Origin of the sequence: Variovorax sp. DXTD-1, from assembly GCF_003984625.1 — a bacterium.
Lineage (GTDB): Bacteria > Pseudomonadota > Gammaproteobacteria > Burkholderiales > Burkholderiaceae_C > Variovorax.
In genome coordinates this window covers 1-25,609 of the sequence record NZ_RWKH01000007.1, presented here as the reverse complement: position 1 = coordinate 25,609, position 25,609 = coordinate 1, and the positions used below count along the sequence as shown (strand labels likewise).

The 25,609-nt window shown below is 65.5% G+C and carries 31 protein-coding genes and 1 tRNA gene; 19 read left to right on the top strand and 13 right to left on the bottom strand.

Annotated elements, in window-relative coordinates:
• Positions 1–107: 107 nt before the first annotated feature.
• Positions 108–184, bottom strand: a tRNA-Pro gene (locus tag EJI00_RS08200).
• A gap of 49 nt (positions 185–233) precedes the next feature.
• Entirely contained in the window at positions 234–1,226 is a 993-nt protein-coding gene (locus EJI00_RS08195; protein ID WP_126746975.1) for a polyprenyl synthetase family protein, read from the bottom strand.
• A 191-nt stretch (positions 1,227–1,417) separates the two neighbouring features.
• On the opposite strand from EJI00_RS08195, the gene rplU reads away from it, so the two are divergent.
• From rplU to proB, 4 genes are all read left to right on the top strand, one after another.
• Positions 1,418–1,729, top strand: a complete 312-nt coding sequence (rplU, locus tag EJI00_RS08190; RefSeq protein ID WP_028259151.1) for a 50S ribosomal protein L21 — start codon at positions 1,418–1,420, stop codon at positions 1,727–1,729.
• A 12-nt stretch (positions 1,730–1,741) separates the two neighbouring features.
• The gene (gene rpmA / locus EJI00_RS08185; RefSeq protein WP_028259150.1) at positions 1,742–2,002 is read left to right on the top strand and encodes a 50S ribosomal protein L27; all 261 of its coding nucleotides are present in this window, start codon (positions 1,742–1,744) and stop codon (positions 2,000–2,002) included.
• A 70-nt stretch (positions 2,003–2,072) separates the two neighbouring features.
• Positions 2,073–3,149: an Obg family GTPase CgtA gene (gene cgtA / locus EJI00_RS08180; RefSeq protein ID WP_126746974.1), complete on the top strand. Its 1,077-nt coding sequence runs from the start codon at positions 2,073–2,075 to the stop codon at positions 3,147–3,149.
• 110 nt (positions 3,150–3,259) lie between these two features.
• Positions 3,260–4,399 (top strand): glutamate 5-kinase, encoded by a 1,140-nt coding sequence (proB, locus tag EJI00_RS08175; RefSeq protein ID WP_126747151.1) that lies wholly within the window; start codon positions 3,260–3,262, stop codon positions 4,397–4,399.
• Positions 4,400–4,431: 32 nt separating this feature from the next.
• Here the strand turns inward: proB and EJI00_RS08170 are convergent, their stop codons facing one another.
• Together EJI00_RS08170 and EJI00_RS08165 are read right to left on the bottom strand one after the other, a co-directional pair.
• Entirely contained in the window at positions 4,432–4,950 is a 519-nt protein-coding gene (locus tag EJI00_RS08170; protein WP_260590534.1) for a CNP1-like family protein, read from the bottom strand.
• Positions 4,951–4,972: 22 nt separating this feature from the next.
• A complete protein-coding gene (locus EJI00_RS08165; protein WP_126747149.1) occupies positions 4,973–5,641 on the bottom strand; it encodes an RNA pyrophosphohydrolase in 669 nt (222 codons plus the stop codon).
• A gap of 143 nt (positions 5,642–5,784) precedes the next feature.
• Here EJI00_RS08165 and EJI00_RS08160 point away from each other — a divergent pair, with 143 nt between their 5' ends.
• Together EJI00_RS08160 and EJI00_RS08155 are read left to right on the top strand one after the other, a co-directional pair.
• Positions 5,785–7,530 (top strand): proline--tRNA ligase, encoded by a 1,746-nt coding sequence (locus EJI00_RS08160; RefSeq protein WP_126746973.1) that lies wholly within the window; start codon positions 5,785–5,787, stop codon positions 7,528–7,530.
• Entirely contained in the window at positions 7,527–8,183 is a 657-nt protein-coding gene (locus tag EJI00_RS08155; protein ID WP_126746972.1) for a lytic transglycosylase domain-containing protein, read from the top strand. The genes EJI00_RS08160 and EJI00_RS08155 overlap by 4 nt, the downstream gene beginning before the upstream one ends.
• A 23-nt stretch (positions 8,184–8,206) precedes the next feature.
• Here EJI00_RS08155 and EJI00_RS08150 read toward each other — a convergent pair whose 3' ends face one another.
• From EJI00_RS08150 to hemA, 6 genes are all read right to left on the bottom strand, one after another.
• Positions 8,207–9,490: a hemolysin family protein gene (locus EJI00_RS08150; protein ID WP_126746971.1), complete on the bottom strand. Its 1,284-nt coding sequence runs from the start codon at positions 9,488–9,490 to the stop codon at positions 8,207–8,209.
• 90 nt (positions 9,491–9,580) lie between these two features.
• Entirely contained in the window at positions 9,581–10,084 is a 504-nt protein-coding gene (locus tag EJI00_RS08145; RefSeq protein WP_126746970.1) for a cupin domain-containing protein, read from the bottom strand.
• 18 nt (positions 10,085–10,102) lie between these two features.
• Positions 10,103–10,432, bottom strand: a complete 330-nt coding sequence (gene grxD, locus EJI00_RS08140) for a Grx4 family monothiol glutaredoxin (RefSeq protein WP_124960760.1) — start codon at positions 10,430–10,432, stop codon at positions 10,103–10,105.
• A 31-nt stretch (positions 10,433–10,463) separates the two neighbouring features.
• Complete coding sequence (gene prmC / locus EJI00_RS08135) at positions 10,464–11,312, bottom strand: peptide chain release factor N(5)-glutamine methyltransferase (protein WP_126747148.1); 849 nt, start codon at positions 11,310–11,312, stop codon at positions 10,464–10,466.
• A gap of 2 nt (positions 11,313–11,314) precedes the next feature.
• Entirely contained in the window at positions 11,315–12,403 is a 1,089-nt protein-coding gene (gene prfA, locus EJI00_RS08130) for a peptide chain release factor 1 (RefSeq protein WP_126746969.1), read from the bottom strand.
• Positions 12,404–12,505: 102 nt separating this feature from the next.
• Positions 12,506–13,777, bottom strand: coding sequence for a glutamyl-tRNA reductase (hemA, locus tag EJI00_RS08125; RefSeq protein WP_126746968.1), 1,272 nt, complete (start codon positions 13,775–13,777; stop codon positions 12,506–12,508).
• Positions 13,778–13,929: 152 nt separating this feature from the next.
• Between hemA and EJI00_RS08120 the strand changes: the two genes are divergently transcribed.
• Positions 13,930–14,208 (top strand): hypothetical protein, encoded by a 279-nt coding sequence (locus EJI00_RS08120; protein WP_126746967.1) that lies wholly within the window; start codon positions 13,930–13,932, stop codon positions 14,206–14,208.
• A gap of 149 nt (positions 14,209–14,357) precedes the next feature.
• On the top strand, positions 14,358–15,134 hold the full coding sequence (locus EJI00_RS08115; RefSeq protein ID WP_126746966.1) for a Crp/Fnr family transcriptional regulator: 777 nt from the start codon (positions 14,358–14,360) through the stop codon (positions 15,132–15,134).
• A 25-nt stretch (positions 15,135–15,159) separates the two neighbouring features.
• Here the strand turns inward: EJI00_RS08115 and EJI00_RS08110 are convergent, their stop codons facing one another.
• From EJI00_RS08110 to flgA, 3 genes are all read right to left on the bottom strand, one after another.
• Positions 15,160–15,606: a flagella synthesis protein FlgN gene (locus EJI00_RS08110; RefSeq protein WP_126746965.1), complete on the bottom strand. Its 447-nt coding sequence runs from the start codon at positions 15,604–15,606 to the stop codon at positions 15,160–15,162.
• 5 nt (positions 15,607–15,611) lie between these two features.
• The gene (gene flgM, locus EJI00_RS08105) at positions 15,612–15,908 is read right to left on the bottom strand and encodes a flagellar biosynthesis anti-sigma factor FlgM (protein ID WP_126746964.1); all 297 of its coding nucleotides are present in this window, start codon (positions 15,906–15,908) and stop codon (positions 15,612–15,614) included.
• Between the two features lie 82 nt (positions 15,909–15,990).
• Positions 15,991–16,707, bottom strand: coding sequence for a flagellar basal body P-ring formation chaperone FlgA (flgA, locus tag EJI00_RS08100; protein WP_260590531.1), 717 nt, complete (start codon positions 16,705–16,707; stop codon positions 15,991–15,993).
• Positions 16,708–16,869: 162 nt separating this feature from the next.
• Between flgA and flgB the strand changes: the two genes are divergently transcribed.
• The 11 genes from flgB to EJI00_RS08045 form a co-directional block, all read left to right on the top strand.
• Positions 16,870–17,277 (top strand): flagellar basal body rod protein FlgB, encoded by a 408-nt coding sequence (gene flgB / locus EJI00_RS08095; protein ID WP_126746963.1) that lies wholly within the window; start codon positions 16,870–16,872, stop codon positions 17,275–17,277.
• Positions 17,278–17,315: 38 nt separating this feature from the next.
• Positions 17,316–17,717, top strand: coding sequence for a flagellar basal body rod protein FlgC (gene flgC, locus EJI00_RS08090; RefSeq protein WP_185868096.1), 402 nt, complete (start codon positions 17,316–17,318; stop codon positions 17,715–17,717).
• 25 nt (positions 17,718–17,742) lie between these two features.
• Positions 17,743–18,429, top strand: coding sequence for a flagellar hook assembly protein FlgD (locus tag EJI00_RS08085; protein ID WP_126746961.1), 687 nt, complete (start codon positions 17,743–17,745; stop codon positions 18,427–18,429).
• Between the two features lie 89 nt (positions 18,430–18,518).
• Positions 18,519–19,733, top strand: coding sequence for a flagellar hook protein FlgE (gene flgE, locus EJI00_RS08080; RefSeq protein ID WP_126746960.1), 1,215 nt, complete (start codon positions 18,519–18,521; stop codon positions 19,731–19,733).
• Between the two features lie 7 nt (positions 19,734–19,740).
• Positions 19,741–20,490, top strand: coding sequence for a flagellar basal body rod protein FlgF (locus tag EJI00_RS08075; RefSeq protein WP_126746959.1), 750 nt, complete (start codon positions 19,741–19,743; stop codon positions 20,488–20,490).
• Positions 20,491–20,527: 37 nt separating this feature from the next.
• Positions 20,528–21,310, top strand: a complete 783-nt coding sequence (gene flgG / locus EJI00_RS08070; protein WP_126746958.1) for a flagellar basal-body rod protein FlgG — start codon at positions 20,528–20,530, stop codon at positions 21,308–21,310.
• Between the two features lie 113 nt (positions 21,311–21,423).
• Positions 21,424–22,083: a flagellar basal body L-ring protein FlgH gene (locus tag EJI00_RS08065; protein WP_312846478.1), complete on the top strand. Its 660-nt coding sequence runs from the start codon at positions 21,424–21,426 to the stop codon at positions 22,081–22,083.
• Positions 22,084–22,087: 4 nt separating this feature from the next.
• On the top strand, positions 22,088–23,203 hold the full coding sequence (locus EJI00_RS08060; RefSeq protein WP_126746956.1) for a flagellar basal body P-ring protein FlgI: 1,116 nt from the start codon (positions 22,088–22,090) through the stop codon (positions 23,201–23,203).
• A gap of 8 nt (positions 23,204–23,211) precedes the next feature.
• Positions 23,212–24,186 (top strand): flagellar assembly peptidoglycan hydrolase FlgJ, encoded by a 975-nt coding sequence (gene flgJ / locus EJI00_RS08055; RefSeq protein WP_126746955.1) that lies wholly within the window; start codon positions 23,212–23,214, stop codon positions 24,184–24,186.
• Between the two features lie 22 nt (positions 24,187–24,208).
• Complete coding sequence (locus tag EJI00_RS08050; RefSeq protein ID WP_126746954.1) at positions 24,209–24,709, top strand: chemotaxis protein CheW; 501 nt, start codon at positions 24,209–24,211, stop codon at positions 24,707–24,709.
• Between the two features lie 24 nt (positions 24,710–24,733).
• The coding region (locus EJI00_RS08045) for an MCP four helix bundle domain-containing protein (RefSeq protein ID WP_126746953.1) at positions 24,734–25,609 on the top strand (876 nt) is incomplete at its 3' end.

Below are 25,609 nucleotides of genomic sequence, written 5' to 3'. Positions count from 1 at the left end.
TTGCAAAAGATGTGAAAAAATGCTTCACGATCATCGCTGAACACCCGCGTCCTGTAAATCGCTACACAGCAACAGGCACGGGCATTGTTGGTGCCAGCCTCAAAGACTGGTCGGGGTGAGAGGATTCGAACCTCCGGCCTCTACGTCCCGAACGTAGCGCTCTACCAGGCTAAGCTACACCCCGATTGGTTGCAAAAAAGAGAAAGTCGTCCTTGCCAACTCTTGTGAGGTGTTCAGGCACGTCGCTCAAGCAACTGAGCCGCCAATTGTAGCAAACCGTCGGCGTGCAAATTGGACGGAAAGTCGCGCAGTGCGTGAATCGCACGTTTCGCTTCGTCGGCGGCCGCGGCGCGCGATGCTTCCAGCGCCCCGGTGCTGTGGACGATTTCCACGATATTGCCCAGTTGGGCCGTGTCGCCCGCCTGGATTGCCGCGCGCACCAGTGCGGCCTGCTCGGCATTGCCGCGCCGCATGGCGAAGATCAGCGGCAGTGTGGTCTTGCCTTCACGAAGGTCGTCGCCCACGTTCTTGCCTGTTTCATGTGCATCCCCGGCATAGTCGAGCACATCGTCGATGACCTGGAAGGCAGTGCCCAGCGCCTGGCCGTAGGTGGCGCAGGCCTCCTCGACTTCGGGCGTGGCGCCGGCCAGAACGGCGGCAAGCCGCGTGCTGGCTTCGAAAAGCTTGGCGGTCTTGGAGCGGATCACGCGCAGGTACGCAGCTTCGTCCAGCGACGCGTCGTGCATGTTCATCAGCTGCAACACTTCGCCTTCGGCGATCACGTTGGTCGCTTCGGCCAGGATTTGCATGATGCGCATGTTGTTCGCATCCAACATCATCTGGAAGGCGCGCGAGTACAGGAAGTCGCCGACCAGCACGCTGGCCGGGTTGCCGAACGATTCGTTGGCCGTAGGGCGCCCGCGCCGCAGGGTCGATTCATCGACCACGTCGTCGTGCAGCAGCGTGGCGGTGTGGATGAACTCCACCACCGCCGCCAGGTTGAAGCGCTGCTCGCCGGTGTATCCGAGGGCTCCCGACATGAGCAGCAGCAGTGCCGGCCGCAGGCGTTTGCCGCCCGCGGAGATGATGTATTTGGAAACCTGGCTGACCAGGGGCACCCCCGTATCGAGGCGCCGCGCAATCACACGGTCGACTTCGACCATGTCGCCGGCGATCAGATCCAGCACGGTGGCGGTGGGGGAGGTATCGGCGGCGTGAACTGGCAAAGCGTTTGCGCGCGGCGCGTCTGAGTACGGAAGGTAGCGGCGGCACAAGGCCGGAAGGCGCAGATTATAGGGACGAGCCGGAGGCCGTCCGGGGCCGGCCTGTGCCCAAACCATGTTAGCGCGTGCAAACCGTGCTAGAATCTAGGGCTCTGCGGAATTCGCCGTAGAGCTCATATTCCCAAGAGGTTCACATGTACGCGGTCATAAAAACCGGCGGCAAGCAGTATCGCGTTGCTTCCGGCGAAAAAATTAAAGTAGAACAGATTGCTGCGGATGTAGGCCAGGAAATCGTGATCGATCAGGTTCTCGCAGTCGGCAACGGCAGCGAAATCAAGGTTGGTACGCCCCTGGTGTCCGGCGCAACGGTGACAGTCACGGTACTGTCGCACGGCAAGCACGACAAGGTTCGCATCTTCAAGATGCGCCGTCGTAAGCACTATCAGAAACGTCAAGGCCATCGCCAGCAGTTCACCGAACTGCAAATCGGCGCGATCGCCGGCTAAGGAGCAGATTCCATGGCACAGAAAAAAGGCGGCGGCTCAACGCGAAACGGGCGCGATTCCAAGCCCAAGATGCTCGGTGTGAAGGCCTTCGGCGGCGAACTGATCAGCGCAGGCTCGATCATCGTGCGCCAGCGCGGCACCCAGTTCCACCCCGGCGTGAACGTCGGCGTGGGCAAGGACCACACGCTGTTCGCACTGGTCGACGGCCACGTGTCGTTCGGCGTCAAGGGCGCACTGAACAAGCACATGGTCAATGTGACCCCCGCGGCATAAGCCCAGGTCACTTCGATCAGCTCGAAGCCCCGCTTTGCCGGGGCTTCTTCATTTGTACACTGGATACCCCATGAAGTTCGTCGACGAAGCCTTCATCGACATCGCCGCAGGCGATGGCGGCAACGGCTGCGTGTCGTTCCGTCATGAAAAATACAAGGAATTCGGCGGCCCGAACGGCGGCGACGGCGGCCGCGGCGGCCACGTCTACGCGGTGGCCGATTCCAACCTCAACACCCTGGTCGACTTCCGCTATTCGCGCCGCCACGAGGCCAAGCGCGGCGAGCATGGCATGGGCTCCGACATGTTCGGCGCGGCCGGCGACGACATCGTGCTGAAGATGCCCGTCGGCACCATCATCAGCGATGCCGAAACCGGCGAAGTGCTCTACGAGCTGCTGAAGGAAGGCGAAGTCATCACCATTGCCAAGGGCGGCGACGGCGGCTTCGGGAACATGCGCTTCAAGAGCGCCATCAACCGCGCTCCCCGCCAGAAAACGCCCGGCTGGCCCGGCGAAAAGAAAAGCCTCAAGCTCGAACTCAAGGTGCTCGCCGACGTCGGCCTGCTCGGCATGCCCAACGCGGGCAAGTCGACGCTGATCAGCGCCATCTCGAACGCTCGCCCGCGCATTGCGGACTATCCCTTCACCACGCTGCATCCGAATCTCGGCGTGGTTCGCGTGGGCCCGGAGCAGAGCTTCGTGGTGGCAGACCTTCCGGGCTTGATCGAAGGCGCTTCGGAAGGCGCCGGCCTGGGCCACCTGTTCCTGCGCCATCTCCAGCGCACCCGATTGCTGCTGCACGTGATCGATCTTGCACCGTTCGACGAGTCCGTCGATCCGGTGGCACAGGCCAAGGCCATCGTCGGCGAGCTGAAGAAGTACGACACCGCGCTCTACGAGAAGCCGCGCTGGCTCGTGCTCAACAAGCTCGACATGGTGCCCGGCGACGAGCGCGCCGCGCGCATCAAGGACTTCGTGAAGCGCATGCGCTTCAAGGGTCCGGTGTTCGAAATCTCCGCGCTCACGCGCGAGGGCTGCGAGCATCTGGTGCAGGCGGTGTATCAGCACATCAAGGCGCAGCAGGTGGCTGAACAGGTTCCGGCCGAGGTTGATCCGCGCTTCGCCGAATTGCCGCCCGATCCAAACTGAGAGCCGCGCGGCCTCGTCGGGCAGCCGATGCCCGCTTCGAGGCCAGTGCGACAGGCTTTCCACACATGGCAGAACAAGCAGCTTTCAAGACCGACCGCCACAGCCTCAAAATGACCTCGAATTCCGGATCCACTGCCTTGCGGGACGCCCGCCGAATCGTCGTCAAGGTGGGCTCGAGCCTCGTCACCAACGAAGGGCGGGGCCTGGACGAACGCGCCATCGGCGAATGGTGCCGCCAGCTTGCGGCGCTGGTGCGCGATGGGCGAGAGGTCGTGATGGTGTCGAGCGGCGCCATTGCCGAAGGCATGAAGCGTCTTGGCTGGCGCACCCGGCCGCATGAGGTGCACGAGCTCCAGGCGGCTGCCGCCGTCGGGCAGATGGGCTTGGCCCAGATGTACGAGACCAAGCTGCGCGAGAACGAAATGGGCAGCGCGCAAGTGCTGCTGACCCATGCCGACCTCGCCGACCGCGAGCGCTATCTCAATGCGCGCTCCACCCTCGTCACGCTGCTCAGGCTTGGCGTGGTGCCGGTCATCAACGAGAACGACACCGTTGTCGTCGACGAGATCAAGTTCGGCGACAACGACACGCTCGGTGCGCTGGTCGCCAACCTGGTCGAGGCCGATGCGCTGGTCATCCTCACCGACCAGAAGGGCCTCTTCACCGCCGATCCGCGCAAGGACCCGGACGCCAAGTTCGTGCACGAGGCGGCGGCGGGCGATCCGGCGCTCGAAGCCATGGCGGGTGGAGCGGGTTCCAGCCTCGGCCGCGGCGGCATGATCACGAAGATCCTCGCGGCCAAGCGCGCGGCCGGCTCCGGCGCTTCCACCGTGATTGCCTGGGGCCGCGAACCCGAGGCCCTGCTGCGCTTGGCACGCGGCGAGGCCATCGGCACTTTGCTCGTCGCCCAGACGGCCAAGCACCAGGCCCGCAAGCGCTGGATGGCGGACCACCTGCAGTTGCGCGGCTCCGTGACCGTGGATGCCGGCGCCGCGGCCAAGGTGCGCGCCGAAGGCAAGAGCTTGCTGCCCATTGGCATGACGGGTGTATCAGGCGAGTTTTCGCGCGGCGACGTGATTGCCGTGCGCGACACCGACGGCGTCGAACTGGCCCGCGGCCTGGCCAACTACTCGAGCGTCGAAGCCCGGTTGCTGTGCCGCAAGCCGTCATCGGAGTTCGAGCGCTTGCTGGGCTATGTTGCAGAGCCAGAGATGGTGCACCGCGACAACATGGTGCTGATGCCGAGCTGATGAAAAACGGGGCCCAAGGCCCCGTTACTGTTTCACTGGACTTCGCGAACCGGATTGCGCAGGTTTCGCACCATGTCCCCGACCGAATTGCGCGGTGCATTGCCGCGGCACAGCGCCTGGACTGACAGCGCCTTGGCGTAGCGCGAGTTCAGGTCGTCGATGCGCTTCCATTCGGGCGTCTTGGTTTCCTGCCAGGTCCCGTTGTTGTAGCGGGCATAGCTCTTCATCTCCGCGGTCGAACAGCGCACGCCTTCGTAAAAGGCGTTGGCGCCTCCGCCGTTGCGGTTCTGTGCCACCACCACGTAGCGCACGATGCCGTCCGGCGTGATGGCGATGGTGTTCGGATCGACGCCGAACTTCAGCGTCATGTAGGGAGGCATCTCGATCGGCAGCAGACGGCTCTCGCTGAATGCGGGCGGCGGCGGTGCCGTGGTTTCCGCCCACTCGGTGTCCGCCTCGGTCCGCTTGGGCGGCGGCGGCATGCCGGACTGCGCCCAGTCTGGGTTGTCGGTGTCGTGCTTGCCCGATGCGCATCCGGCAAGTACGGCCACGCACAGGAGAAGCAGGGCGCGTTCAGCGTTGCGACGGAAGGAAAGGCGCTTTGTTGTCGGGAGAAGAAGGTTCATCGCTCACTGAAGGAATGTCGGGATGCGGATCGAAACTGCCGCCGGGCGGCAGGTCCAGACCCGCGGGCGCGCCGCCGTCTGGCGTGTGGCGCTCGAACTCGCGGGCTCGCACGTTGCTGCGCAGAAAACGGTTGCGGAAATCCTGCCGCGGCAGGTAGCGAGCGAGCTCGGTCAGTGCCATCTCGTAGACGCCGCGTTTGAATTCGACGACCACATCGAGCGGCACCCAGTAATCGTGCCATCGCCAGGCGTCGAACTCGGGATGGTCGGTCGCGCGCAGGTTCAAGTCCCAGTCGTGACCGATCAATTGCAGCAAATACCAGATTTGCTTCTGGCCCTTGTAGTGGCCCCGTGCGTCACGGCGAATGAACCGATCCGGCACCTCGTAGCGCAACCAGTCACGGGTACGGGCCACGATGCGCACGTGCTCCGGATGGAGCCCGACTTCCTCGTGCAGTTCCCGGAACATGGCTTGTTCGGGACTTTCCCCGCGGTCTATGCCGCCTTGCGGAAACTGCCAGGAATGCGTGCGTATGCGTTTGCCCCAGAAAACCTGGTTTCTCTGGTTGAGCAGGATGATGCCGACGTTGGGCCTGAAGCCGTCCCGGTCGAGCATAATCAAACCCCAATTTTTGAACTGAGTCGATTATGCATGCCGGGTTGCGCTCGGCAAGCGGCCAGTTCGAGGCTCACGGGTTCCCGGAGGTCTCTCCCGGCGCCTGTTTTCCCTACGACTTTGAATCCACCAGCGCGATCCCGATGAAAGCTTCCCGATTTTTTGTCTCCACCCTCAAGGAAGCGCCGGCCGACGCCGAAGTCGCGAGCCATCGGCTCATGATGCGCGCCGGCATGATCAAGAAGCTCGGCACCGGCATCTATACCTACATGCCCATGGGCCTGCGTGTGATCCGCAAGGTCGAGGCCATCGTGCGCGAGGAAATGAACCGCGCCGGTGCCGTCGAGCTCACCATGCCCGTGGTGCAACCGGCCGAGTTCTGGCAAGAGACCGGCCGCTTCGAGAAGATGGGGCCCGAGCTGCTGCGCATCAAGGACCGGCATGACCGCGACTTCGTGATCCAGCCGACCAGCGAAGAAGTGGTGACCGATATCGCGCGCCAGGAAATCCGCAGCTACAAGCAGCTGCCGAAGAATTTCTACCAGATCCAGACCAAGTTCCGCGACGAGCGCCGTCCACGCTTCGGCCTCATGCGTGGGCGCGAGTTCATCATGAAGGACGCCTACAGCTTCGACCGCGACCTGGATGCCGCCAAGGCCAGCTACCAGGTCATGGCCGATGCGTATCGCCGCATCTTCGACCGCTTTGGCCTGCGCTACCGTGCCGTGGCGGCCGACAGCGGCGCCATCGGCGGCGACCTGAGCGAAGAGTTCCAGGTGATTGCCGCCACCGGCGAAGACGCCATCGTCTATTGCCCCGAGAGCAATTACGCCGCCAACATGGAAAAGGCCGAGGCGTTGCCCCCGGCCGGCCCGCGCCCCGCGGCAGCCAAGGCGCTCGAGAAAACGCCCACCCCCGGCAAGAGCACCTGCGCCGATGTGGCCGAGCTGCTCGGCGTGCCGCTCTCGACCACCGTCAAGTCGCTGGTACTAGCAACCGACATCGTCGATGAGGCCGGCAACCTGAAGGGCTCGCAGGTGTGGCTGCTGCTTTTGCGCGGCGACCACGACATGAACGAGATCAAGGTCAGCAAGGTGCCGGGCCTGGACAAGGGCTTCCGCTTCGCGACCCTGGCCGAGATCGACGACCACTTCGGCTGCAAGCCTGGATACCTCGGCCCGCTGAATCTCAAGAAGCCGGTCAAGCTCGTGGCGGACCGCGAAGTCGCCGTCATGGCCGACTGGATCACCGGCGCCAACGAAATCGACTTCCACATGACCGGCGTCAACTGGGGCCGCGACCTGCCCGAGCCCGAGCTGGTGGCCGACCTGCGCAACGTGGTGGCCGGCGACCCCTCGCCCGACGGCAAGGGCGTGCTGGCCATCGAGCGCGGCATCGAGGTCGGCCACGTCTTCGTGCTCGGCACCAAGTACAGCAAGGACATGAACGCCACCTACCTCGACGAAGCCGGCAAGCCGCAGTTTCTCGAGATGGGCTGCTACGGCATCGGCATCACGCGCCTGCCCGCCGCCGCCATCGAACAGAACCACGACGAGCGCGGCATCATCTGGCCGGACGCGCTGGCGCCGTTCACCGTGGTGGTCTGCCCCATCGGCATGGACCGCAGCCCCGAGGTCAAGGTGGCCGCCGAGGCGCTCTACGAGCAACTGCTCGCAGCCGGCGTCGACGTGCTGCTCGACGACCGAGGCGAACGCCCGGGCGCGATGTTCGCCGACTGGGAGCTGATCGGCGTGCCGCACCGCGTGGTCATTTCGGACCGCGGCCTCAAGGAAGGCCAGCTCGAATACCAGCATCGCCGCGACACCGCGGCCACCAAGGTGCCGGCCGCCGGCATCGCCGAATTCATCATCGGCAAGCTCGCCAAATGAGCGTGGAGGGCGGTCTCTCGCGACGCCAGTGCCTGGGCGCCGCCGCTGCAGCGGGCGCCGTGGCGGCGCTGTCGCTGCCGCAGGCCGCCCATGCCGGCGCGCAGATCGAAGAGCCGCTGATCGACTCGGTGCGCACCGCGCTGAGTTCGGCCATCCACAACAAGGCGCCGCCGGTTCCCGAGTTTTCGAGCACCGAAGCCCGCTTGAACTACCTGCGCTGGCTCGGCGAAATGAGCGAGCGCCTCAAGAAGAAGATTGCCGACTGGCCCACGCGCAAGGAGTTTCTCCAGACCGTCTGGTATGAAGCCAAGCGCTCGGGCCTCGACGTGAGCCTGGTGCTCGGGCTCATCCAGGTCGAAAGCAACTTCCGCAAGTTCGCGGTGTCCAGCGCCGGTGCGCGGGGCTACATGCAGGTCATGCCGTTCTGGACCCGCGTGATCGGCGACAGCGACCCCGCCAAGCTGTTCCACATGCAGACCAACCTGCGCTTCGGCTGCGTCATCCTGCGCCACTACCTCGACCGCGAGAAGGGCGACCTGTACATGACCCTCGGCCGCTACAACGGCAGCCGCGGCAAGTCGCCGTATCCGAACGCCGTGTTTGCCAACCAGCGCCTCTGGACCTTCGTGGAGAGAGACCGCGCAGCCGCCTGATCCTGCGCGAAGACGGGGGCGAGCTAAGTGCGTGTGACCATCACCTGGTCGATGCGGTAGCTGTCGACGTCCATCACCTCGAAGGTGTAGCCGCCCCAGCTCACGCTGTCGGTGCGCTTGGGCACGCGGCGCAGCATCACCATCAGGAAGCCCGCCAGGGTTTCGTATTCGTCCGAATGGGGCAGTTCGTCGATGTGCAAGGCGCGCTGCACATCCTGGATCGGCGTCACGCCGTCGATCAGCCACGAATTCTCGTCGCGCTTCACGATCTGCTCTTCGTCCGGCAGCGACACCAGGTCGCCCATCACCGTGCTCATCACGTCGTTGAGAGTGATCACGCCCACCACCAGGCTGTACTCGTTGACGATGATCGCGAAGTCTTCATGCGCCTGCTGGAACTGCTCGAGCACTTCGGTGAGCGACAGCCGGTCGGGAACGACCAGCGCCTTGTGCAGCGGCAGCCCCTTGTCGAAGGCCAGCGGCTGCCCGCTCAGCACGCGCTGGAACATGTCCTTCGCGTCGACGTACCCGAGCACGTGGTCGATGTCGCCGTCGCACACCGGGTAGGCCGAGAAAGGCTCGGCCACGATGCGCGCCCGCAGCACTGACTCCGGATCGTCGTGCAGAAACCAGGCGATGTTGTCCCGCACCGTCATCACGCTGCTGACCAGGCGCGTGTCCAGCTCGAACACATTGGCGATCACCTGCTGCTCTCGCACCGCGAGCACGCCCGCGCGCGCGCCGGCCTCGGTCATGGCCAGGATATCGGCCGAGGTGATCTTGTCGTCGCGCACGAGCGGCATGCCCAGCACCTTGAAGAGCATGTCGGTCGAACGCGTGAACAGCCAAACCAGCGGCTTGAACGCCGTGATCAGCAGCAGCATCGGTCCGACCATGCGCACGGCGATGTGCTCCGGGTTGCTCATTCCGAGCCGCTTGGGGAACAGGTCGGCAAAAACCAGGAACACCGCAATGACGATCACGAACGAACACAGGAAAGCCACGTTCGCAGAGGCTTCCACACTCATCCAGTTCTCGAAGAAGCGCGCGAAGTACGGACTGAGCGAGCCCTCACCCACCACGCCGCCGAGGATGGCCACCGCGTTGAGGCCGATCTGCACCACCGTGAAGTAGTGGCCCGGCTGCTCCTGCACGCGCAGCACGCGCTCGGCCCGGGCGTCGCCTTCGTCGGCCATCTGGCGCAGGCGCAGGCGCCGCGAGGCGGCAAGAGTGATCTCGGCAAGTGAGAAGAATGCGCTCATCGCGATCAGAAAGACGATGATGAGCAGGCTTTGGGTCAGGGTCATGGTGGCACTTCGAAGAGTGCCATGGTGCCATGACATGGCGCCCATTCCGGCGACTGCCGCGGAACCGGGCTTGCCCCGCTGCCGTAAAGCCTAGACGCCGCCGTTGGGGTGCGTTGGATCGACCCAGAGCACCGATTCCGGTTTTTCGACCGGCTCGATGTCGAGATTGACGGCCACCGCCTCGCCGTCGCTGCGGCACAGCACGCACTCGAGCGGCTCGGTCGCGCTGGCGTTGATTTCCTGGTGCGGCACGTAGGGCGGCACGTAGATGAAGTCGCCCGGTCCGGCTTCGGCCGTGAACTCGAGTTTTTCACCCCAGCGCATGCGCGCGCGGCCGCGCACGACATAGATCACCGATTCAAGATGACCGTGGTGATGGGCGCCGGTCTTGGCGTCTGCGTGGATGGTGACGGTGCCGGCCCACAGCTTCTGCGCACCGACACGGGCAAAGTTGATGGCTGCCGCCCGGTTCATGCCGGGCGTCTGGGCCGTGTTGACGTCGAGCTGGTTGGCCGCGACCACGCGCACGCCGTCGTGCTTCCACGCCGGCGCCGGAGCGCCATCGCGCGAGTGACCGTCGTGGTCGTGGCTCATGAGGGCCCGAAAGACGAATCAGGCGGGGTTGCTGCCGCCCAGCACTTGCTGCAGCTCGCCCGACTCGTACATCTCCATCATGATGTCCGAGCCGCCCACGAATTCGCCCTTCACGTAGAGCTGGGGAATCGTCGGCCAGTTGCTGTATTCCTTGATGCCCTGGCGGATGCCGTCGTCTTCGAGCACGTTGACGGTCTTGAGCGTCTTGGTGTCGACGCCGACCGCCTTGAGGATCTGGATGGCACGGCCCGAAAAGCCGCACATCGGAAAGCTCGCGTTGCCCTTCATGAAGAGCACGAGGTCGTTGGTCTTGACGAGATCGTCGATGCGTTGTTGAGCGTCGGACATGGGGACTCCTGAAAAAGTGGGCTTGAGGGGATTATTTCACCGGGCGCCAAATTCCGCCGGAACAGCGCGCGATGCCGGCAAGGTCATCGCGGCTTTGAACTTCCGCGAAACCGCGTGTTTCCAGCAACTGGCGCACTACGGCGGCTTGGTCATGGCCGTGTTCCAGCAGCAGCCAGCCGCCTTCTGCGAGGTGTGAGGGCGCGTTCTGCACGATCTGGCGGATGTCGTCGAGCCCGTCGGCCCCCGCAACCAGCGCGGCCGGAGGCTCGTGCCGCAGCGCGGGCAGATGCGGGTCGTCGATTGCGATGTAAGGCGGATTGCTGGCGATGACCGCGTAGCCGTGAGCCGCGCCGTCCAGCCAATGGGCCTGGCGGAAGCGCACCGGCAGGCCAAGGCGCTGCGCATTGGCCTGTGCCACGGCCAGCGCATCGGCGCTGGCATCGACCGCGTCGACCTGCGCGTCCGGCCGCGCATGCTGCAGCGCCAGTGCGATGGCTCCGCTGCCGGTGCCCAGGTCGAGCACGCGCGGCGCATCACGGCCCTCGAGGCATTCCAGGGCCCACTCGACCAGCGTTTCGGTGTCGGGGCGCGGCACCAGCACCCGCGCGTCCACTTGCAGTGAAAGGCCGTGAAATTCCTTTTCGCCGAGCAGGTAAGCCACCGGCTCGCCCTTCCGCCGGCGCGACAGCCGTTCCGAGAGCGTGGACCACGCCGCATCGGACATCGCATCGGTGCCGTGCGCCAGCAGCCACGCGCGGTCGTGCGGGGCGCGGCCCAGCGCATGCAGCAGCAGCAACTGGGCATCGAGCCTGTCGATGCCCAGCGCCACCGCCGCAGCCAGCGCCTGCGCCACGGTGGAAGGCGTGGTGGCAGTCTTCATCGTCACGCCGGCAGGCTCGATTCGAGCTCGGCCAGCTGCTCGGCCTCGCGCGCGGCGCGCAGGGCGTCCAGCACGTCGCCGAGGTCGCCCTCCATGATCGCCAGCAGCTTGTAGAGCGTGAGATTGATGCGGTGGTCCGTGAGCCGGCCCTGCGGAAAGTTGTAGGTGCGAATGCGGTCCGAGCGGTCGCCGCTGCCGATCAGCCCCTTGCGCATCGCCGCGTCCTTGGCGGCGCGCTCGCTGCGCTCCTTCTCCTGGATGCGCGCGGAAAGCACCTGCAGCGCCTTGGCCTTGTTGCGGTGCTGGCTGCGGTCGTCCTGGCACTCGGCCACGATGCCGGTGGGAATGTGCGTGATGCGGACGGCCGAATCGGTCTTGTTGATGTGCTGGCCGCCGGCGCCGCTCGCCCGGTAGGTGTCGATGCGCAGGTCGGCCGGGTTGATCTGCACCGCCACGGTTTCGTCGGGCTCGGCCAGCACGGCCACCGTGCAGGCGCTGGTATGGATGCGGCCTTGGGTTTCGGTGGCCGGCACACGCTGCACGCGGTGGCCGCCCGACTCGAAGCGCAGGTGCCCGAACACGTCGTCGCCGACGATGCGGATCACCACTTCCTTGTAGCCGCCGAGCTCGCTCTCGCTTTCGCTCACCACCTCGCAGCGCCAGCCGGCGCGTTCGCAATAGCGCGTGTACATGCGCAGCAGGTCGCCCGCGAACAGGGCCGATTCGTCGCCGCCCGTGCCCGCGCGAATTTCGAGGAACGCGTTGCGCGCATCGTCCGGGTCCTTGGGCAGCAGCAGGCGCTGCAGTTCTTCCTCGAGCTGCGTCAGCTCGGCCTCGGCACCCGCGATTTCTTCTTGCGCCATCTCGGCCATGTCGGGGTCGTCGAGCATTTCGCGTGCGCCGGCAATGTCGGCCTCGCGCTGCTTGTAGCGTTCGTAGCGGCCCGCGATCTGCGTGATTTCGGCATGCTCGCGCGAGATGGTCCGGTACTGCGCCATGTCGCTCATGATGTCCTCGCGCGACAGCAGAAAGTCGAGTTCGCCGAGGCGCTGCGCGTAGCGCTCGAGTTGATGGCGCAGAAAAGGTTTCACGTCGAAAAAGGGCCGAAAAGAAGGAGAGAGAGAGCGCGGCTCGCGGCGGCAAGGCGCGGGATGGCCGCGGCAACCAGGCCGGGCCGGCGGCGGCAAGCGTCGCTAACGCTCTTTGCGCAGGAAGAGCCGCGAAATCGTCTGGGCCGTCTGCTCGCGCGAAGCCGCGTCGCCCGCGTGCAGTTCGGCCAGCGCGCCGTGCAGCATCTTCTGCGTGAGCCCGCGCGACATGGCTTCGAGCACCGCATCGACCGATTCACCCTTGGCCAGCAGCTTGCGCGCGCGGGCCATCTCGGCGGCGCGCCACTCGTCGGTCTGCGCGTTGAGCTGTTGAATGAGCGGCACCGTGCCGCGCTGGCGCAGCCAGTGCATGAAGCTTTGCACGCCGGCGTCGATGATGACCTCGGCCTGCGCCACCGCCGCCTGCCGGTTGGCCTGGCCCTGCTGCACCACCTGGGCGAGATCGTCCACGGTGTAGAGATAGATGTCCTCGAGCGCCTTTACCTCGGGCTCGATGTCGCGCGGCACCGCCAGGTCGACCATGAACATCGGGCGGTGCTTGCGGGCCTTGAGCGCGCGCTCCACGGCGCCCAGGCCGATGATCGGCAGCGTGCTCGCGGTGCAGCTCACCACGATGTCGAACTCCGCAAGCCGCGCCGGCAGGTCGGCCAGCCGCATGGCCTCGCCGCCGAAGCGCGAGGCCAGCTTTTCGCCGCGTTCCAGCGTGCGGTTGGCAATGGCGATCGACTTCGGGTCCTTGGCGGCGAAGTGCGTCGCGGCCAGGTCGATCATTTCGCCGGCGCCCACGAACAGCACGCGCGTCTGGTGCAGGTCTTCGAAGAGCTGGCCCGCCAGCCGGACCGCGGCGGCCGCCATGCTGATGGAATGCGCGCCGATTTCGGTGGCGGTACGCACTTCTTTCGCCACCGCGAAAGAACGCTGGAACAGCTGGTTGAGCGTGCTGCCGAGTGCGCCGGCGGTTTCTGCCGCGCGGACGGCGTCTTTCATCTGCCCAAGGATCTGGGCTTCGCCCAGCACCATGGAGTCGAGCCCGCTGGCTACGCGGAAGGCATGGCGGGCGGCCTCGTCGTCGTGCAGCGTGTAGGAGTGTGAGCGCAGCAGCGCCGGTGCCACGCCGCCGTTTTCAGCCAGCCAGCCGACCGTGTGGTCGAGCGCGGCGTGCTCGGCGGCGCAATAGATCTCGGTGCGGTTGCACGTCGAGATGATCGCGGCCTCGACCTGCGGATGGCGTCCGGAGGCGAACGAACTGCGCAGACTCTGCAGCGTGGGTGCCAGCTGATCGAGCGCGAACGCAAAACGACCGCGCAGATCGAGCGGCGCGGTCGTGTGGTTCAACCCGAGGGTCCAGACTGACATATCTCCTGATTATAAAATCAGCAGGAGCTGCACGGCTGCCGAGGGGTTTGTCGCAGAGCCATCAACACGAAAGGGCGCCACTGGCGCCCTTGGCTTTATCTGGCGGTCCTCGCCTCGACAGCCTCGACACCTCCCTTCACTTTCCCCGCTCCATGTCCCTGCTGGATCTACTCAACCACCTGCTCAACTTTGTAGCGCCCGCCCTGGCCGTCGGTTTCCTGTGCGCGCTGGCGGGCCGGGTTTTCGGCCGCCGGGCGGCGGGTGCGCCGGCCTGGTGGATCCAGGGCGCAGTTAATTTCGGCGTGGGGGTGCTGGCGCTCCTGGGTGGACTGGTCCTTTCTGGTCGCGATGGCGCGATGCTTACCTACGCGGCGCTTGTCGTGGCCTGCGCTACAAGTCAGTGGATGGTCGCAAAAAGTTGGGGGAAATAGGTCAGCAGAGAAACAATTTTCACGCGCCGCGTGTCAAGATGTTACTTAGGTTAATATATTAATTGAAATGGTAATTTTTCACACTTGAGAATGATTTTGGGCAAACTGGCTTGAGCATGCATTGGCAAGACGGCCCACGGACGGTATAGATGTATTTGCATCCACTTATTGCCAGCGTTCCCCAGGAAGAACGGGCAGCGTTTGTCCAGCGCATCGAACTTCGTTCCTACCGCCGAAACGAGGTCGTGCTGGGTGCGGATGACTGGACCGACCGTGTGTACTGCGTTGCCACAGGCCTGCTGCGGGTGGTGGTGCAAGGAAGCGAGGACAGCGGCGATGTCACCACCGACTTCATCCGCCAGGACGATCTCTTCCTGAATGCCGCCCCCATCGAGGAGCGCTACCAGCCCGGCGCCATGCTGATCGCGGCACTGCCCACCTCCCTTTACCTGGTGCCCACGCTGGAGCTGCGCGCCCTGTGCGAGCGGCACCCGGCCGTGACGATGGGGCTGCTCGAAGTGGTGATGAAGCGCACCACGGTGCTGCGCAGGCAGATCCGGCAGATTTCCTCGGCCTCGTCCGAACGGCTCATCAGCCGCATCCTGCATGAGCTCACGGTGCTGGCCCCGGGTACCGGCGGCGGCTACGACAAGCGCATCACCCAGTCGGTCATCGCTTCTTATTCAGGGCTTTCCAGGATGCAGGTCAACAAGACGATGCGGGACCTGGAACGCCGCGGCCTGGTCAGGCGCGACGAGCACGGCGTCTATGTTCCGCCGCACTTCGCGTCGTCGGATTTCCAGGAGCTTGCGCCCGGAGAGTCGAGCCCTCCGAGCCCGCCGGCGAATCCGCCCGGCGAGGTGGACCCGTCGTTCTTTTCGGAGTTGTTCGAAGCGCCCAAGTCGGGCAAACCCTGCAAGGGCTGAGGTCCCGTTCCTTGGCGTTCGCTGTTTAGCCGACCGCCAGCCGGGTCCCGGTGCCGCTTGCGGGTTTGCGGATGCCGTCGGGTCCGTAGAAGGGCTGGGCGCTGGCCTGCAGGTAGTGCAACGCGTTTTGCGTGAAATCCAGTTGGCTGTACACCATCGAACCGTTGCGGCGGTTGTCCGCCCTGGCTTGCTCCGCAAGTTCGACCAGTGCCGTCCATGCGGCGAGCGACGCTTCGCCGTCGGCGGCCGCGGCCGCATCGGCGCCTGCGCGGCCAGGATCGAATCCGCGCGCCACCTGGGCCGACTCGCGGGCCTGGTCGAGTGCCGCCATGCGGTCGAGCAGGCCCGTCTTGCGTTCGGTCAGCGGGGGCAGCTCCGCGAAGCGGCCGTTCTTCATGGCGTCCGCTTCCTGGTCGAGCAGGGCCAGGAATTCCTCGACGCAGGATTTCTCCGCCAGCAGGTGAACCAGCATGGTGCTCACAGCTTGCCGTTTTCGTACAGCAGTTCGCGCACGCTGCTCAGCAGGCCGCGGGCGATCCGCTCGGGATGGATTTCATAGCGCCCGGCCCGGATGTCCTCGCGGATGGCCGCCACGCGCGCTGCGTCGAAGTCGGCATTGGGCGCGTCGGGCAGCGAATGCACCTGGCCCGACGAGAGCTGCACCACGTCCTTGCCGCCCTGGACGGCCTCGGTGCCGCTGGCTGGCGATGACGATGCACCCTTGCTGGTTCGGGTGAGCAGGGTGGCCGAGGGGGCGGATGGATCGATTTTCAAGATGGTTCCTCAAAGGGCTGCCTTGTGTATCGGCAGGTCGGGCCAAAACTTTAGGGCTTGGCGCATTGCGCGGTGAATTCGGCTACTGCGTCAGCCGGATCTGGCCTTCCTCGTCGGCCACGCCGCTGACCAGGCGGCCGTCCAGGGTCTTGGCCCGCACTGTGGAGCCCGCCCCGGCGCTGGTCATCGCCCGGGCTTCGGTACTGACACTGTAGCCGGGGCCTTCGGCAACAACCTTGACCGTCTGGCCCTGCTGGATCACGGACACGCCGCGCACCAGTTCGCGCCGCAGCGGCGCCCCCGATGCGATGCGGTTGGCCGCCACCACGCCTTCGAGCTCCGCGGCGTCCGTGACGACGGAGCGGGGCAGGGCGGTGAGATCGCCGTTGCGCGCGGCAAAGTCGCCCGCGCCCAGTGCCTTCCCGGTTTCGATGTTCCGCAACGCGACGAAGTAGCGCCCTTCGACCGCGACGTGGGCCAGCACGTAGCGCGTCCACGGCTTCTGGTCCGAATGGCAGCGCAGGCCGACCGACACGCGGCCCCAGGCCGCGGCGCCGCGCGGCAGAAAAGCCTCGAGCGCATCGCACGGCGGCAGCGGGCCCGAGCCCGGCGCCTCCACGCGGATGCCGACCTTGCCCGGCAACCCGGCGGTTTGCGCCTGCAGCAACTTGTCCACGGCGGCGCGCGCGTCGCCTTCAAGTGGCGCCGCGGCAACGGACGTGGCCACCGCGAATCCTGCCGCCAAGGCTGGCAGCACGATCTTCAGGAGGCGCTTGTGGGAGTGGGGTTTTTCCATCATGGGTGCCTGGCAATTCTAGGAAGACGCACCCGATCCGAAGATTCGAAGTGCACCCCAAATGCCCCTTTGTTCGGCCCATTGCGAAAGCAGTGCATGCATAGACTCGCTTTCCATCAGTCGCCATGCCCGCCAGGGACGCGATGCCACAAATGATGGAAACACATGATCGACAAGCTGGATGCGGCACTGCGCTTCAACCGCGAAGCACTCAATCTTCGGACACAGCGCCAGGAAGTGCTGGCCGCCAACATCGCACACGCCGACACGCCCAACTACAAGGCGCGTGACTTCGACTTCGCAAGCCGCCTGACGCAGGCCGTCGAGCACGGCCGCGCGTCGCAGTCGGTGCAGATGGCCGCCACGTCGCCCCGCCACATCCAGGCCCAGGCGTCGTCTTCGATGCCCGATGGCGACCTGCTGTACCGCGTGCCGAGCCAGTCCAGCATCGACGGCAACACCGTCGAGATGGATGCCGAGCGCATCAACTTCGCCGACAACGCGCTGCGCTACGAGGCCAACCTCACGGTGGTCAGCGCCAAGATCAAGTCGCTGCTCGCCGCGGCGCAATAAGCACAGGAGAGCAACGCATGCCGCATCCCAGCGCATCCATGAACATCTTCAGCGTGGCGGGCTCCGCCATGTCCGCGCAGTCGCAGCGCATGAACGTGACGGCGAGCAACCTCGCCAACGCCGAAAGCGTGGCCGGCCCCGACGGCAAGCCCTACCGCGCCAAGCAGGTCGTGTTCGAAGTGGCCTCTTCCGGTTCCGGCCAGCAGGACATCGGCGGCGTCAGGGTTGCGCGCGTCGTTGAAGACGCCTCGCCGCTGAAGATGGTCTTCGACCCGAAGAACCCGCATGCGAACCCCGAAGGCTACGTGTCGATGCCCAACGTCAACGTGGTCGAGGAGATGACCAACATGATCTCCGCCTCGCGCAACTACCAGGCCAACGTCGAGGTGCTGAACACCGCCAAGACCCTCATGGTCAAGACGCTGAGCATCGGCCAGTAACCCCCGTACACCCACACAACAAGCCATGGCCATTTCCGACACTTCCTCCATCTCCGGGCTCAACGCAGCCACCGCCGCATCGAGCGCGGGCAATACCTCCGAGGTGGACAGCGAACAGCGCTTCCTGAAGCTGCTGGTGACGCAGCTGAACAACCAGGACCCGCTCAACCCGATGGAGAACGCCGAGCTCACCTCCCAGCTCGCGCAGATGAGCACCGTGAGCGGCATTGAGCGGCTCAACACGGCGCTGAACGGCCTGGTGAACCAGACCGGTGCCAACCAGGTGCTGCAGGCGGCATCCCTCATTGGCTACAACGTGCTGTCGCCCGGCAACACCATCGGCACCACCGAACCGAAGGCCGGCGAAGAGCCGGCGGCCGTGCCCTTTGCGGTGCAGCTGCCCGGCACGGCCGGCGAGGTCGAAGTGAAGATCGTCAATGCCGCAGGCCACACGGTGCGCACCATGTCGCTCGGCTCGATGACCGAAGGCGTCAACCCCTTGAGCTGGGACGGCAAGGCCGACGACGGCACCGTGGCAGCGCCCGGTTCGTACACCTTCACGGTTTCGGCCAGCAACAACGGCACCGACGTGAAAGCCACCTCGCTGGTCTTCTCGCAAGTGGCGGCAGTCAAGCAAAGCGCCGACGGCATCACGCTCGAGCTGATGTCGGGCAACAGCATCGGCCTGGCCGATGTGCGCATGTTCCTCTGAGTACCTCCCGCATGTGTTTTTCATTGGCAGCGGCCCTGGCGCCGCGAGCCGCTTCCATTTCTTCCTCGCACTGAAACAAGGATTCGATCATGGGCTTTTCCCAAGGTATCAGCGGCTTGTCCGCAGCCGCCGCCAACCTGGACGTCATCGGCAACAACATTGCCAACTCCAACACCGTCGGCTTCAAGTCGGGCGCGGCAACGTTCCAGGACGTGTATGCGGGCTCGCGCGTCGGCCTCGGCGTTGCGGTGTCGGGCATCGTGCAGAACTTCACTCAGGGCTCGGTGCAAACCAGCAGCCGGCCGCTCGACGTGGCGATCCTCAACGGCGACGGCTTCTTCCGGCTCAGCAGCCCGAGCGGCGAGGTGATGTATTCGCGCAATGGCCAGTTCACGCGCGACAAGGACGGCTTCATCGTCAATGCCGCCGGCCTGCGCCTCACCGGCTATGGCGTTTCCGCCACGGGCGGCCTCGACGGCGGCACGCCGGGCCCGCTGCAGGTCCAGACCACGGCCATGAACCCCAAGGCCACCACCGCCATCGAAGCCCGCTTCAACCTGGACATGCGCGGCACGGTGCCCACCAAGACGCCGTTCTCTCCCACCGATTCGGACACGTTCAACTATTCGAACGCGCTCGGGCCGATCTTCGACTCGCTCGGCAGCCCGCATGAACTCGGCGTCTTCTTCGTGAAGACCGGCGCCAATGCCTGGGACGTGTACGGCGCCGCAGATGGCGCGGCGCTCAACGGCGGCGCGCCGATCTCCACGATGACCTTCGACGGCAACGGCAACCTGCTCACGCCCGCCGGCGGCTCGATCACCCTGCCGGCGATGAACTTCGGCAATGGCTCGGTGCCGCTCAACGCCACGGTGGACCTGTCGGGCACCACGCAGTTCGGCAATGCCAACGAAATCAACGCGCTCAAGCAGGACGGCTACACCTCCGGCACGCTGACCTCGTTCTCCATCAACCCCGACGGCACCATCACCGGCAAGTTCTCCAACGAACAGACCACGCTGATGGGCCAGGTCGTGCTGACCTCGTTCGCCAACCCCAACGGCCTGGAGCCCAAGGGCGAGAACGTCTGGGCCGAAACGCTGGCCTCGGGCCAGCCGCTTACCGGCACGCCGGGCGCCGGCACCAAGCAGGGCTCGCTCGCCTCGGGCGCGCTGGAAGCCTCCAACGTCGACCTGACCTCCGAGCTCGTCAACCTCATCGTTGCGCAGCGCAGCTACCAGGCCAACGCGCAGACGGTGAAGACGCAAGACCAGGTCGTCCAGACGCTGATCAACATCCGCTGAGCAGCTTATGGACCGCATGCTGTATGTCGCGATGAGCGGCGCCAAGCAGGCGATGGAGCAGCAAGCCTCCGTCGCCAACAACATGGCGAACGCCTCCACGCCCGGATTCCGCGCGCAGATCAACAGCTTTCGCGCAGTGCCGGTAACCGACGGCGGCCCGGAAGCGTCGACACGCTCCTACGTGGTGGCCACCACGCCGGGTGCCGACTTCAGCCATGGTCCGCTGACCGAAACCGGCCGCGCGCTCGATGTCGCGGTGCACGGCGACGGCTGGCTCGTGGTGCAGACGCCTGACGGCGGCGAAGCCTACACCCGCGTGGGCAACCTGCAGGTGAACGCCGAAGGCCAGCTCACCACCATGGGCGGGCGCGCAGTGCTCGGCGATGCCGGCGCACTCGTGGTGCCGCCCGGCTCCGCGGTATCCATTGCCGCCAACGGCCTTGTCACGGCGCGCGGGGCCGGCGACCCGGCCATCGGCATTGCCGAGGTGGGCCGGCTGAAGCTGGTCAACCCGCCCACCGCCGATCTCGTGCGCGGTGCCGACGGCCTCTTTCGCATGCGCGAGGGCCTGCCGCCCGCCGAAGCCGATGCCGCCGTCACGGTGACCACCGGTGCCGTCGAGGGCAGCAACGTCAACGGCGTCGAGGCCATGGTGGCCATGATCGCCAACGCCCGCAGCTTCGAAATGCAGATGAAGTCGATGCGCACCGCGGACGACAACGCGCAGTCGGCCAACAAGCTGCTGGCGTACGGCTGAAGCCTGCGCCCTACATAACTCCCAAGGAATTTTCACCATGATGCGCTCGCTCTACATCGCCAAGACCGGTCTCGATGCACAACAGACCCAACTCGACGTGGTGTCGAACAACCTCGCCAACGTCGGCACCACGGGCTTCAAGCGAAGCCGTGCCGTGTTCGAGGACCTGATGTACCAGAACCTGCGCCAGGTCGGCGGCCAGACTTCGGACCAGACCCGCCTGCCTTCGGGCCTGCAGGTTGGCACCGGCGTGCATGTGGTTGCCACCGAGCGCATCCACTCGCAGGGCAATCTCACCAAGACCGACAAGCCGACGGACGTTGCCATCAACGGCGGCGGCTTCTTCCAGGTGCTGATGCCCGACGGCACCACCTCGTACACGCGCGACGGTTCCTTCCAGACCGACCGCGACGGCCAACTGGTCACGGCCAGCGGCTTTCCGGTGCAGCCGGCCATCACGCTGCCTGCCAACGCCACCAGCCTCACGGTGGGCCGCGACGGCATCGTGTCGATCACGCAGGCCGGCTCCACCAACACGGTGCAGGTCGGGCAACTGCAGTTGGCCACGTTCCTGAACCCCGCCGGCCTGCAGAGCAAGGGCGAGAACCTCTATGCCGAAACCGACGCATCGGGCGCACCGAACCAGGTGAACCCCGGCATCGATGGCGCCGGCATCCTGAGCCAGGGCTACGTCGAGGCGTCGAACGTCAACGTGGTCGAAGAGCTCGTGAACATGATCGCCACCCAGCGTGCCTACGAGATCAACAGCAAGGCGGTCCAGACCTCTGACCAGATGCTGCAGCGCCTGGCGCAGCTATGACCTCCCCCAGTCTTCGCGCACTTCGTGTCGCTTCGCCAACCCCCTCACCGGGGGCAACACCAGCGGCCCGGCAAAGCCGGTTCCGCGGTGTTCCTGGAAGGGTGCAGAGCCTCTTGTTGGCAGTGGTCGCCGTGCTGGCCTCGGGCTGCGCGCAGGTTCCGCGAGAGCCGCTGGTGCACCAGCCGATGACGGCGCGGGCCGAGAACATGGCTTCTGCGCCGCGGCGTGCGAACGGCGCGATCTTCCAGGAGGGCCCCGGCGGCAGTGCGCTGTTCGAGGACCGCAGGCCGCGCAACGTCGGCGACATCCTGACCATCGTCATCAGCGAGCGGGTCAATGCCAGCAAGAACTCCGGCGCAACCGCGAGCCGCACCGGCAGCCTGGCCGCCGACTTTGCCGGTGGCATTCCCAAGCTGCTGGGCTCGCTGCTCGATGGCCAGGACGCCAAGCTGTCCGGCGGCAACAAGCTCGATGCCAAGGGTGGCGCCAACGCCAACAACACCTTCAACGGCGTGATCACGGTCACCGTGGTGGACGTGATGCGCAACGGCAACTTGCTTGTCAGCGGCGAGAAGCAGATGGGCATCAACCAGGGTACCGAATACATCCGGTTCTCGGGCGTGGTGAATCCGCGCACGGTCTCGGGCAACAACACCGTGCCGTCCACCCTGGTGGCCGACGCACGCATCGAATACACGGCCAAGGGCTACATCGACGAAGCGCAGCACATGGGTTGGATGCAGCGCATCTTCCTCAACGTCATGCCGTTCTAGCACCATGAAAAACATCTGCAATACCGTGCGCCGTATCGGCCTGCTGGCGCTGTGCGCCATGGCCCTGCATTCACCCGCCCATGCCGAGCGGCTGAAAGAGCTGGCAAGCATCCAGGGCGTGCGCGACAACCCGCTGATCGGGTACGGCCTGATGGTGGGCCTGGACGGCACGGGCGACCAGACCATGCAGACGCCGTTCACCACGCAAAGCCTGAACAACATGCTGCAGCAACTCGGCATCACGATTCCGCAGGGCGTGAACATGCAGCTGAAGAACGTGGCGGCGGTCATGGTCACGGCCACGCTGCCATCGTTCGCACGGCCCGGGCAGAACATCGACGTGACGGTGTCGTCCATGGGCAATGCCAAGAGCCTGCGCGGCGGCACGCTGCTCATGACGCCGCTCAAGGGCGTCGACGGGCAGGTGTATGCCATCGCCCAGGGCAACATGGTGGTCGGCGGCGCCGGCGCATCGGCCAACGGCAGCAAGGCGCAGATCAACCAGCTCAGCTCGGGGCGCATTCCGGCCGGCGCGCTGGTCGAGCGCGGCGTCGAGGCGCCGGTGGGCGGCGAAGGCACGTTCTCGCTCGAACTCAACCGATCCGATTTCGGCACGGTGCAGCGCGCGGTCGATGCCATCAACCGGCAGTTCGGCCCCGGCACCGCGCAGGCGCTCGATGCCCGCGTGATCCATGTGCAGGCCCCCGCGCCGCAGGAGCGCGTCGGCTTTCTCGCGCAGCTCGAAAGCCTGGAGGTCACGCCGACCCAGGCCGTGGCGCGCGTGGTCGTCAACGCACGCACCGGCTCCGTGGTCATGAACCAGGCGGTTCGCGTGAACGACTGCGCGGTGGCGCACGGCAACCTGTCCGTGGTCATCAACACCGAACCCGTGGTGAGCCAGCCCAACGCCTTCGCCGGCGGTCAGACCGTGGTCGGGCAGACCTCGCAGATCTCGATCAACCAGGGTGGCGGCGCATTGCAGATGGTGCGCGGCGGCGCCTCGCTGGCCGACGTGATCAAGGGCCTGAACAGCCTGGGCGCCAATCCGCAGGATCTGGTGTCAATCCTGCAGGCCATGAAATCCGCCGGCGCGCTGCGCGCCGAGCTCGAAATCATCTGAGTACCGGCATGGCAATCACGGAAAGCAGAAGCAGCGGCGCGCTGGACCAGCGCCTTGCACTCGACGTACAGAGCGTCGATGCATTGCGGCACACCGTACGCAGCTCGCCCGAAGAGGGCCTGAAGCAGGTCTCGCGGCAGTTCGAGGCGCTGTTCATGAACATGGTGCTCAAGAGCATGCGCGAGGCCACGCCTTCGAGCGGCCTGCTCGAGAACCGCGACGAGAAGGTCTACCTGTCGATGCTCGACCAGCAGCTTGCGCAGAACCTCTCCGGCCGCGGCGTCGGCCTGGCCGAGGCGATGCTCGCGCAACTCAGCCGCGCTTCGGCGTCGGGCGGTGAATCCGAAGGCGGCGCCGAGGGCATGTCGCTCGCGCCTCGCGCCGGGATGGCGCTCACGCCGCAATCGGGCATTCCCATTGGCTCGGCGCCGCCTTCACCGGTGCCGGCAAGGGCGCCGGCCGCATCGGTCGATCTGAGCATCTACCAGCGCAACAGCGAGCGTCCGGTCACGGCCGCTGTCGCATCGCTGCAAGGCAATGTCGACAGTTTCGTGCAGCGCATGGGCGGCTCCGCGCAGGTGGCCAGCGCCGCCAGCGGCGTCCCCGCGCCGCTCATTCTTGCGCAGGCCGCGCTGGAGTCGGGCTGGGGCAAGCGGGAGATCCGCGCCGACGACGGCACGCAGAGCTTCAACCTGTTCGGCATCAAGGCCGACCGCAGCTGGAAGGGCCCGGTGGTGGAAACCACCACCACCGAATACGTGGACGGTGAACCACAGCGTATTCGCGCCAAGTTCAGGGCCTACGCCTCGTACGACGAAGCCTTTACCGACTACGCCAAGTTCATCACGCGCAATCCGCGCTACGCCAACGTGCTGGCGGCCGACACGCCGGCCGAAGCCGCGCACGGCCTGCAGAAGGCCGGCTACGCAACCGATCCCCAGTACGGGCAGAAGCTCGTTCGCATCATGCAGAAGTTCAGCTGAAGGAATTTATATGACAGAGATCATGACCGCCCCCCCACAAAACCACCGCGGCGCGGCGGCGTCCGCCGTTTCGAGCCGGCTGGAGGTCGTGACCTTCACGCTGGGCCAGGAAGAGTACGGAATCGACATCCAGAAGGTGCAGGAGCTGCGCGGCTACGACGCGGTGACGCGCATTGCCAATGCGCCCGAATACATCAAGGGCGTGGTGAACCTGCGCGGAATCATCGTGCCGATCATCGATATGCGCATCAAGTTCCAGCTGGGCGCGCCGACCTACGACCAGTTCACGGTGGTGATCGTTCTGAACATCGGCGGCCGCGTGGTGGGCATGGTGGTGGACAGCGTGTCGGACGTGATCACCTTGAGCGCGGAGCAGATCAAGCCGGCGCCCGAGATGGGCGCGGTCCTGGACACCGATTACCTGATCGGCCTGGGCACGCTGGACGAACGGATGCTGATCCTGGTGGACATCGACAAGCTGATGTCCAGCGACGAGATGGGCTTGATCGAAAAAGTCATCTGACGTGACGCAAACGGAGCAACCGAAATGAAAAATCTGAAAATCGGCACACGGCTGGGCATTGGTTTCGCTTTGGTGCTGGCGCTCATGGCCTGCATTGCAGGCATCGGTGTGTTCCGTTTGCAAGGCGTAGGCAACGCTGTGCAGGAGATGGTGCAACGCTCGCTCGTGAAAGAGCGGCTGGCTGCGAACTGGCTGCTGAACACCAGCAGCAACAGCGTGCGCACCTTCGCGCTGGTCAAGAGCAACGATGCGCAAGTGCAGGAATACCTGCAAAAGCACATGAGCAAGACCAGTGCGAGCATTTCCGAGACGCAGTCCAAGCTGGAGGCCATGCTCGATTCGCCGGAAGAGCAGGCGATCAGCGCCGACATCAAGGAAAAGCGCACCCAATACGTGGGCCTGCGCAACACCATCCTCAAGCTCAAGGCAGAGGGCAAGCAAGACGAAGCAGCCCAGCTCACCAATGACAAGCTGGTGCCGATGCTGGACGTGTACGACGCGAGCATCCGCAGCATGCTGACGCACCAGGCGGAGCGGATCGACAAGGCCGCGGAGGCCGTGGAAGGCCTGAACCGCGCAGGCCGCGCCAACGTGATCGTGCTGGCCGTGGTTGCGCTGATGCTAGGCGCCGTGCTGGCATGGCTCCTGACCCGCAGCATCACACGCCCGTTGAACGAGGCGGTGCGCGTGGCGCAAACCGTGGCGGACGGCGACCTCACGAGCCATATCGAATCGTCGTCCACCGACGAGACGGGCCTCTTGATGCAGGCGCTGAAGAACATGAACACGAGCCTGGCGACCGTGGTCGGCGGCGTGCGCACCGGCACCGACGCCATCGCCACCGCCTCGGGCCAGATTGCCGCGGGCAACCAGGATTTGTCTTCCCGCACCGAAGAGCAG

Coding starts and splice junctions, on each gene's coding strand:
- rplU (WP_028259151.1), top strand. CDS start 1,418: ATGTACGCGGTCATAAAAACCGGCGGCAAGCAGTATCGCGTTGCTTCC.
- rpmA (WP_028259150.1), top strand. CDS start 1,742: ATGGCACAGAAAAAAGGCGGCGGCTCAACGCGAAACGGGCGCGATTCC.
- cgtA (WP_126746974.1), top strand. CDS start 2,073: ATGAAGTTCGTCGACGAAGCCTTCATCGACATCGCCGCAGGCGATGGC.
- proB (WP_126747151.1), top strand. CDS start 3,260: ATGACCTCGAATTCCGGATCCACTGCCTTGCGGGACGCCCGCCGAATC.
- EJI00_RS08165 (WP_126747149.1), bottom strand. CDS start 5,641: ATGCTCGACCGGGACGGCTTCAGGCCCAACGTCGGCATCATCCTGCTC.
- EJI00_RS08160 (WP_126746973.1), top strand. CDS start 5,785: ATGAAAGCTTCCCGATTTTTTGTCTCCACCCTCAAGGAAGCGCCGGCC.
- EJI00_RS08155 (WP_126746972.1), top strand. CDS start 7,527: ATGAGCGTGGAGGGCGGTCTCTCGCGACGCCAGTGCCTGGGCGCCGCC.
- EJI00_RS08150 (WP_126746971.1), bottom strand. CDS start 9,490: ATGACCCTGACCCAAAGCCTGCTCATCATCGTCTTTCTGATCGCGATG.
- EJI00_RS08145 (WP_126746970.1), bottom strand. CDS start 10,084: ATGAGCCACGACCACGACGGTCACTCGCGCGATGGCGCTCCGGCGCCG.
- grxD (WP_124960760.1), bottom strand. CDS start 10,432: ATGTCCGACGCTCAACAACGCATCGACGATCTCGTCAAGACCAACGAC.
- prmC (WP_126747148.1), bottom strand. CDS start 11,312: ATGAAGACTGCCACCACGCCTTCCACCGTGGCGCAGGCGCTGGCTGCG.
- hemA (WP_126746968.1), bottom strand. CDS start 13,777: ATGTCAGTCTGGACCCTCGGGTTGAACCACACGACCGCGCCGCTCGAT.
- EJI00_RS08120 (WP_126746967.1), top strand. CDS start 13,930: ATGTCCCTGCTGGATCTACTCAACCACCTGCTCAACTTTGTAGCGCCC.
- EJI00_RS08115 (WP_126746966.1), top strand. CDS start 14,358: ATGTATTTGCATCCACTTATTGCCAGCGTTCCCCAGGAAGAACGGGCA.
- EJI00_RS08110 (WP_126746965.1), bottom strand. CDS start 15,606: ATGCTGGTTCACCTGCTGGCGGAGAAATCCTGCGTCGAGGAATTCCTG.
- flgA (WP_260590531.1), bottom strand. CDS start 16,707: ATGATGGAAAAACCCCACTCCCACAAGCGCCTCCTGAAGATCGTGCTG.
- flgB (WP_126746963.1), top strand. CDS start 16,870: ATGATCGACAAGCTGGATGCGGCACTGCGCTTCAACCGCGAAGCACTC.
- flgC (WP_185868096.1), top strand. CDS start 17,316: ATGAACATCTTCAGCGTGGCGGGCTCCGCCATGTCCGCGCAGTCGCAG.
- EJI00_RS08085 (WP_126746961.1), top strand. CDS start 17,743: ATGGCCATTTCCGACACTTCCTCCATCTCCGGGCTCAACGCAGCCACC.
- flgE (WP_126746960.1), top strand. CDS start 18,519: ATGGGCTTTTCCCAAGGTATCAGCGGCTTGTCCGCAGCCGCCGCCAAC.
- EJI00_RS08075 (WP_126746959.1), top strand. CDS start 19,741: ATGGACCGCATGCTGTATGTCGCGATGAGCGGCGCCAAGCAGGCGATG.
- flgG (WP_126746958.1), top strand. CDS start 20,528: ATGATGCGCTCGCTCTACATCGCCAAGACCGGTCTCGATGCACAACAG.
- EJI00_RS08060 (WP_126746956.1), top strand. CDS start 22,088: ATGAAAAACATCTGCAATACCGTGCGCCGTATCGGCCTGCTGGCGCTG.
- flgJ (WP_126746955.1), top strand. CDS start 23,212: ATGGCAATCACGGAAAGCAGAAGCAGCGGCGCGCTGGACCAGCGCCTT.
- EJI00_RS08050 (WP_126746954.1), top strand. CDS start 24,209: ATGACCGCCCCCCCACAAAACCACCGCGGCGCGGCGGCGTCCGCCGTT.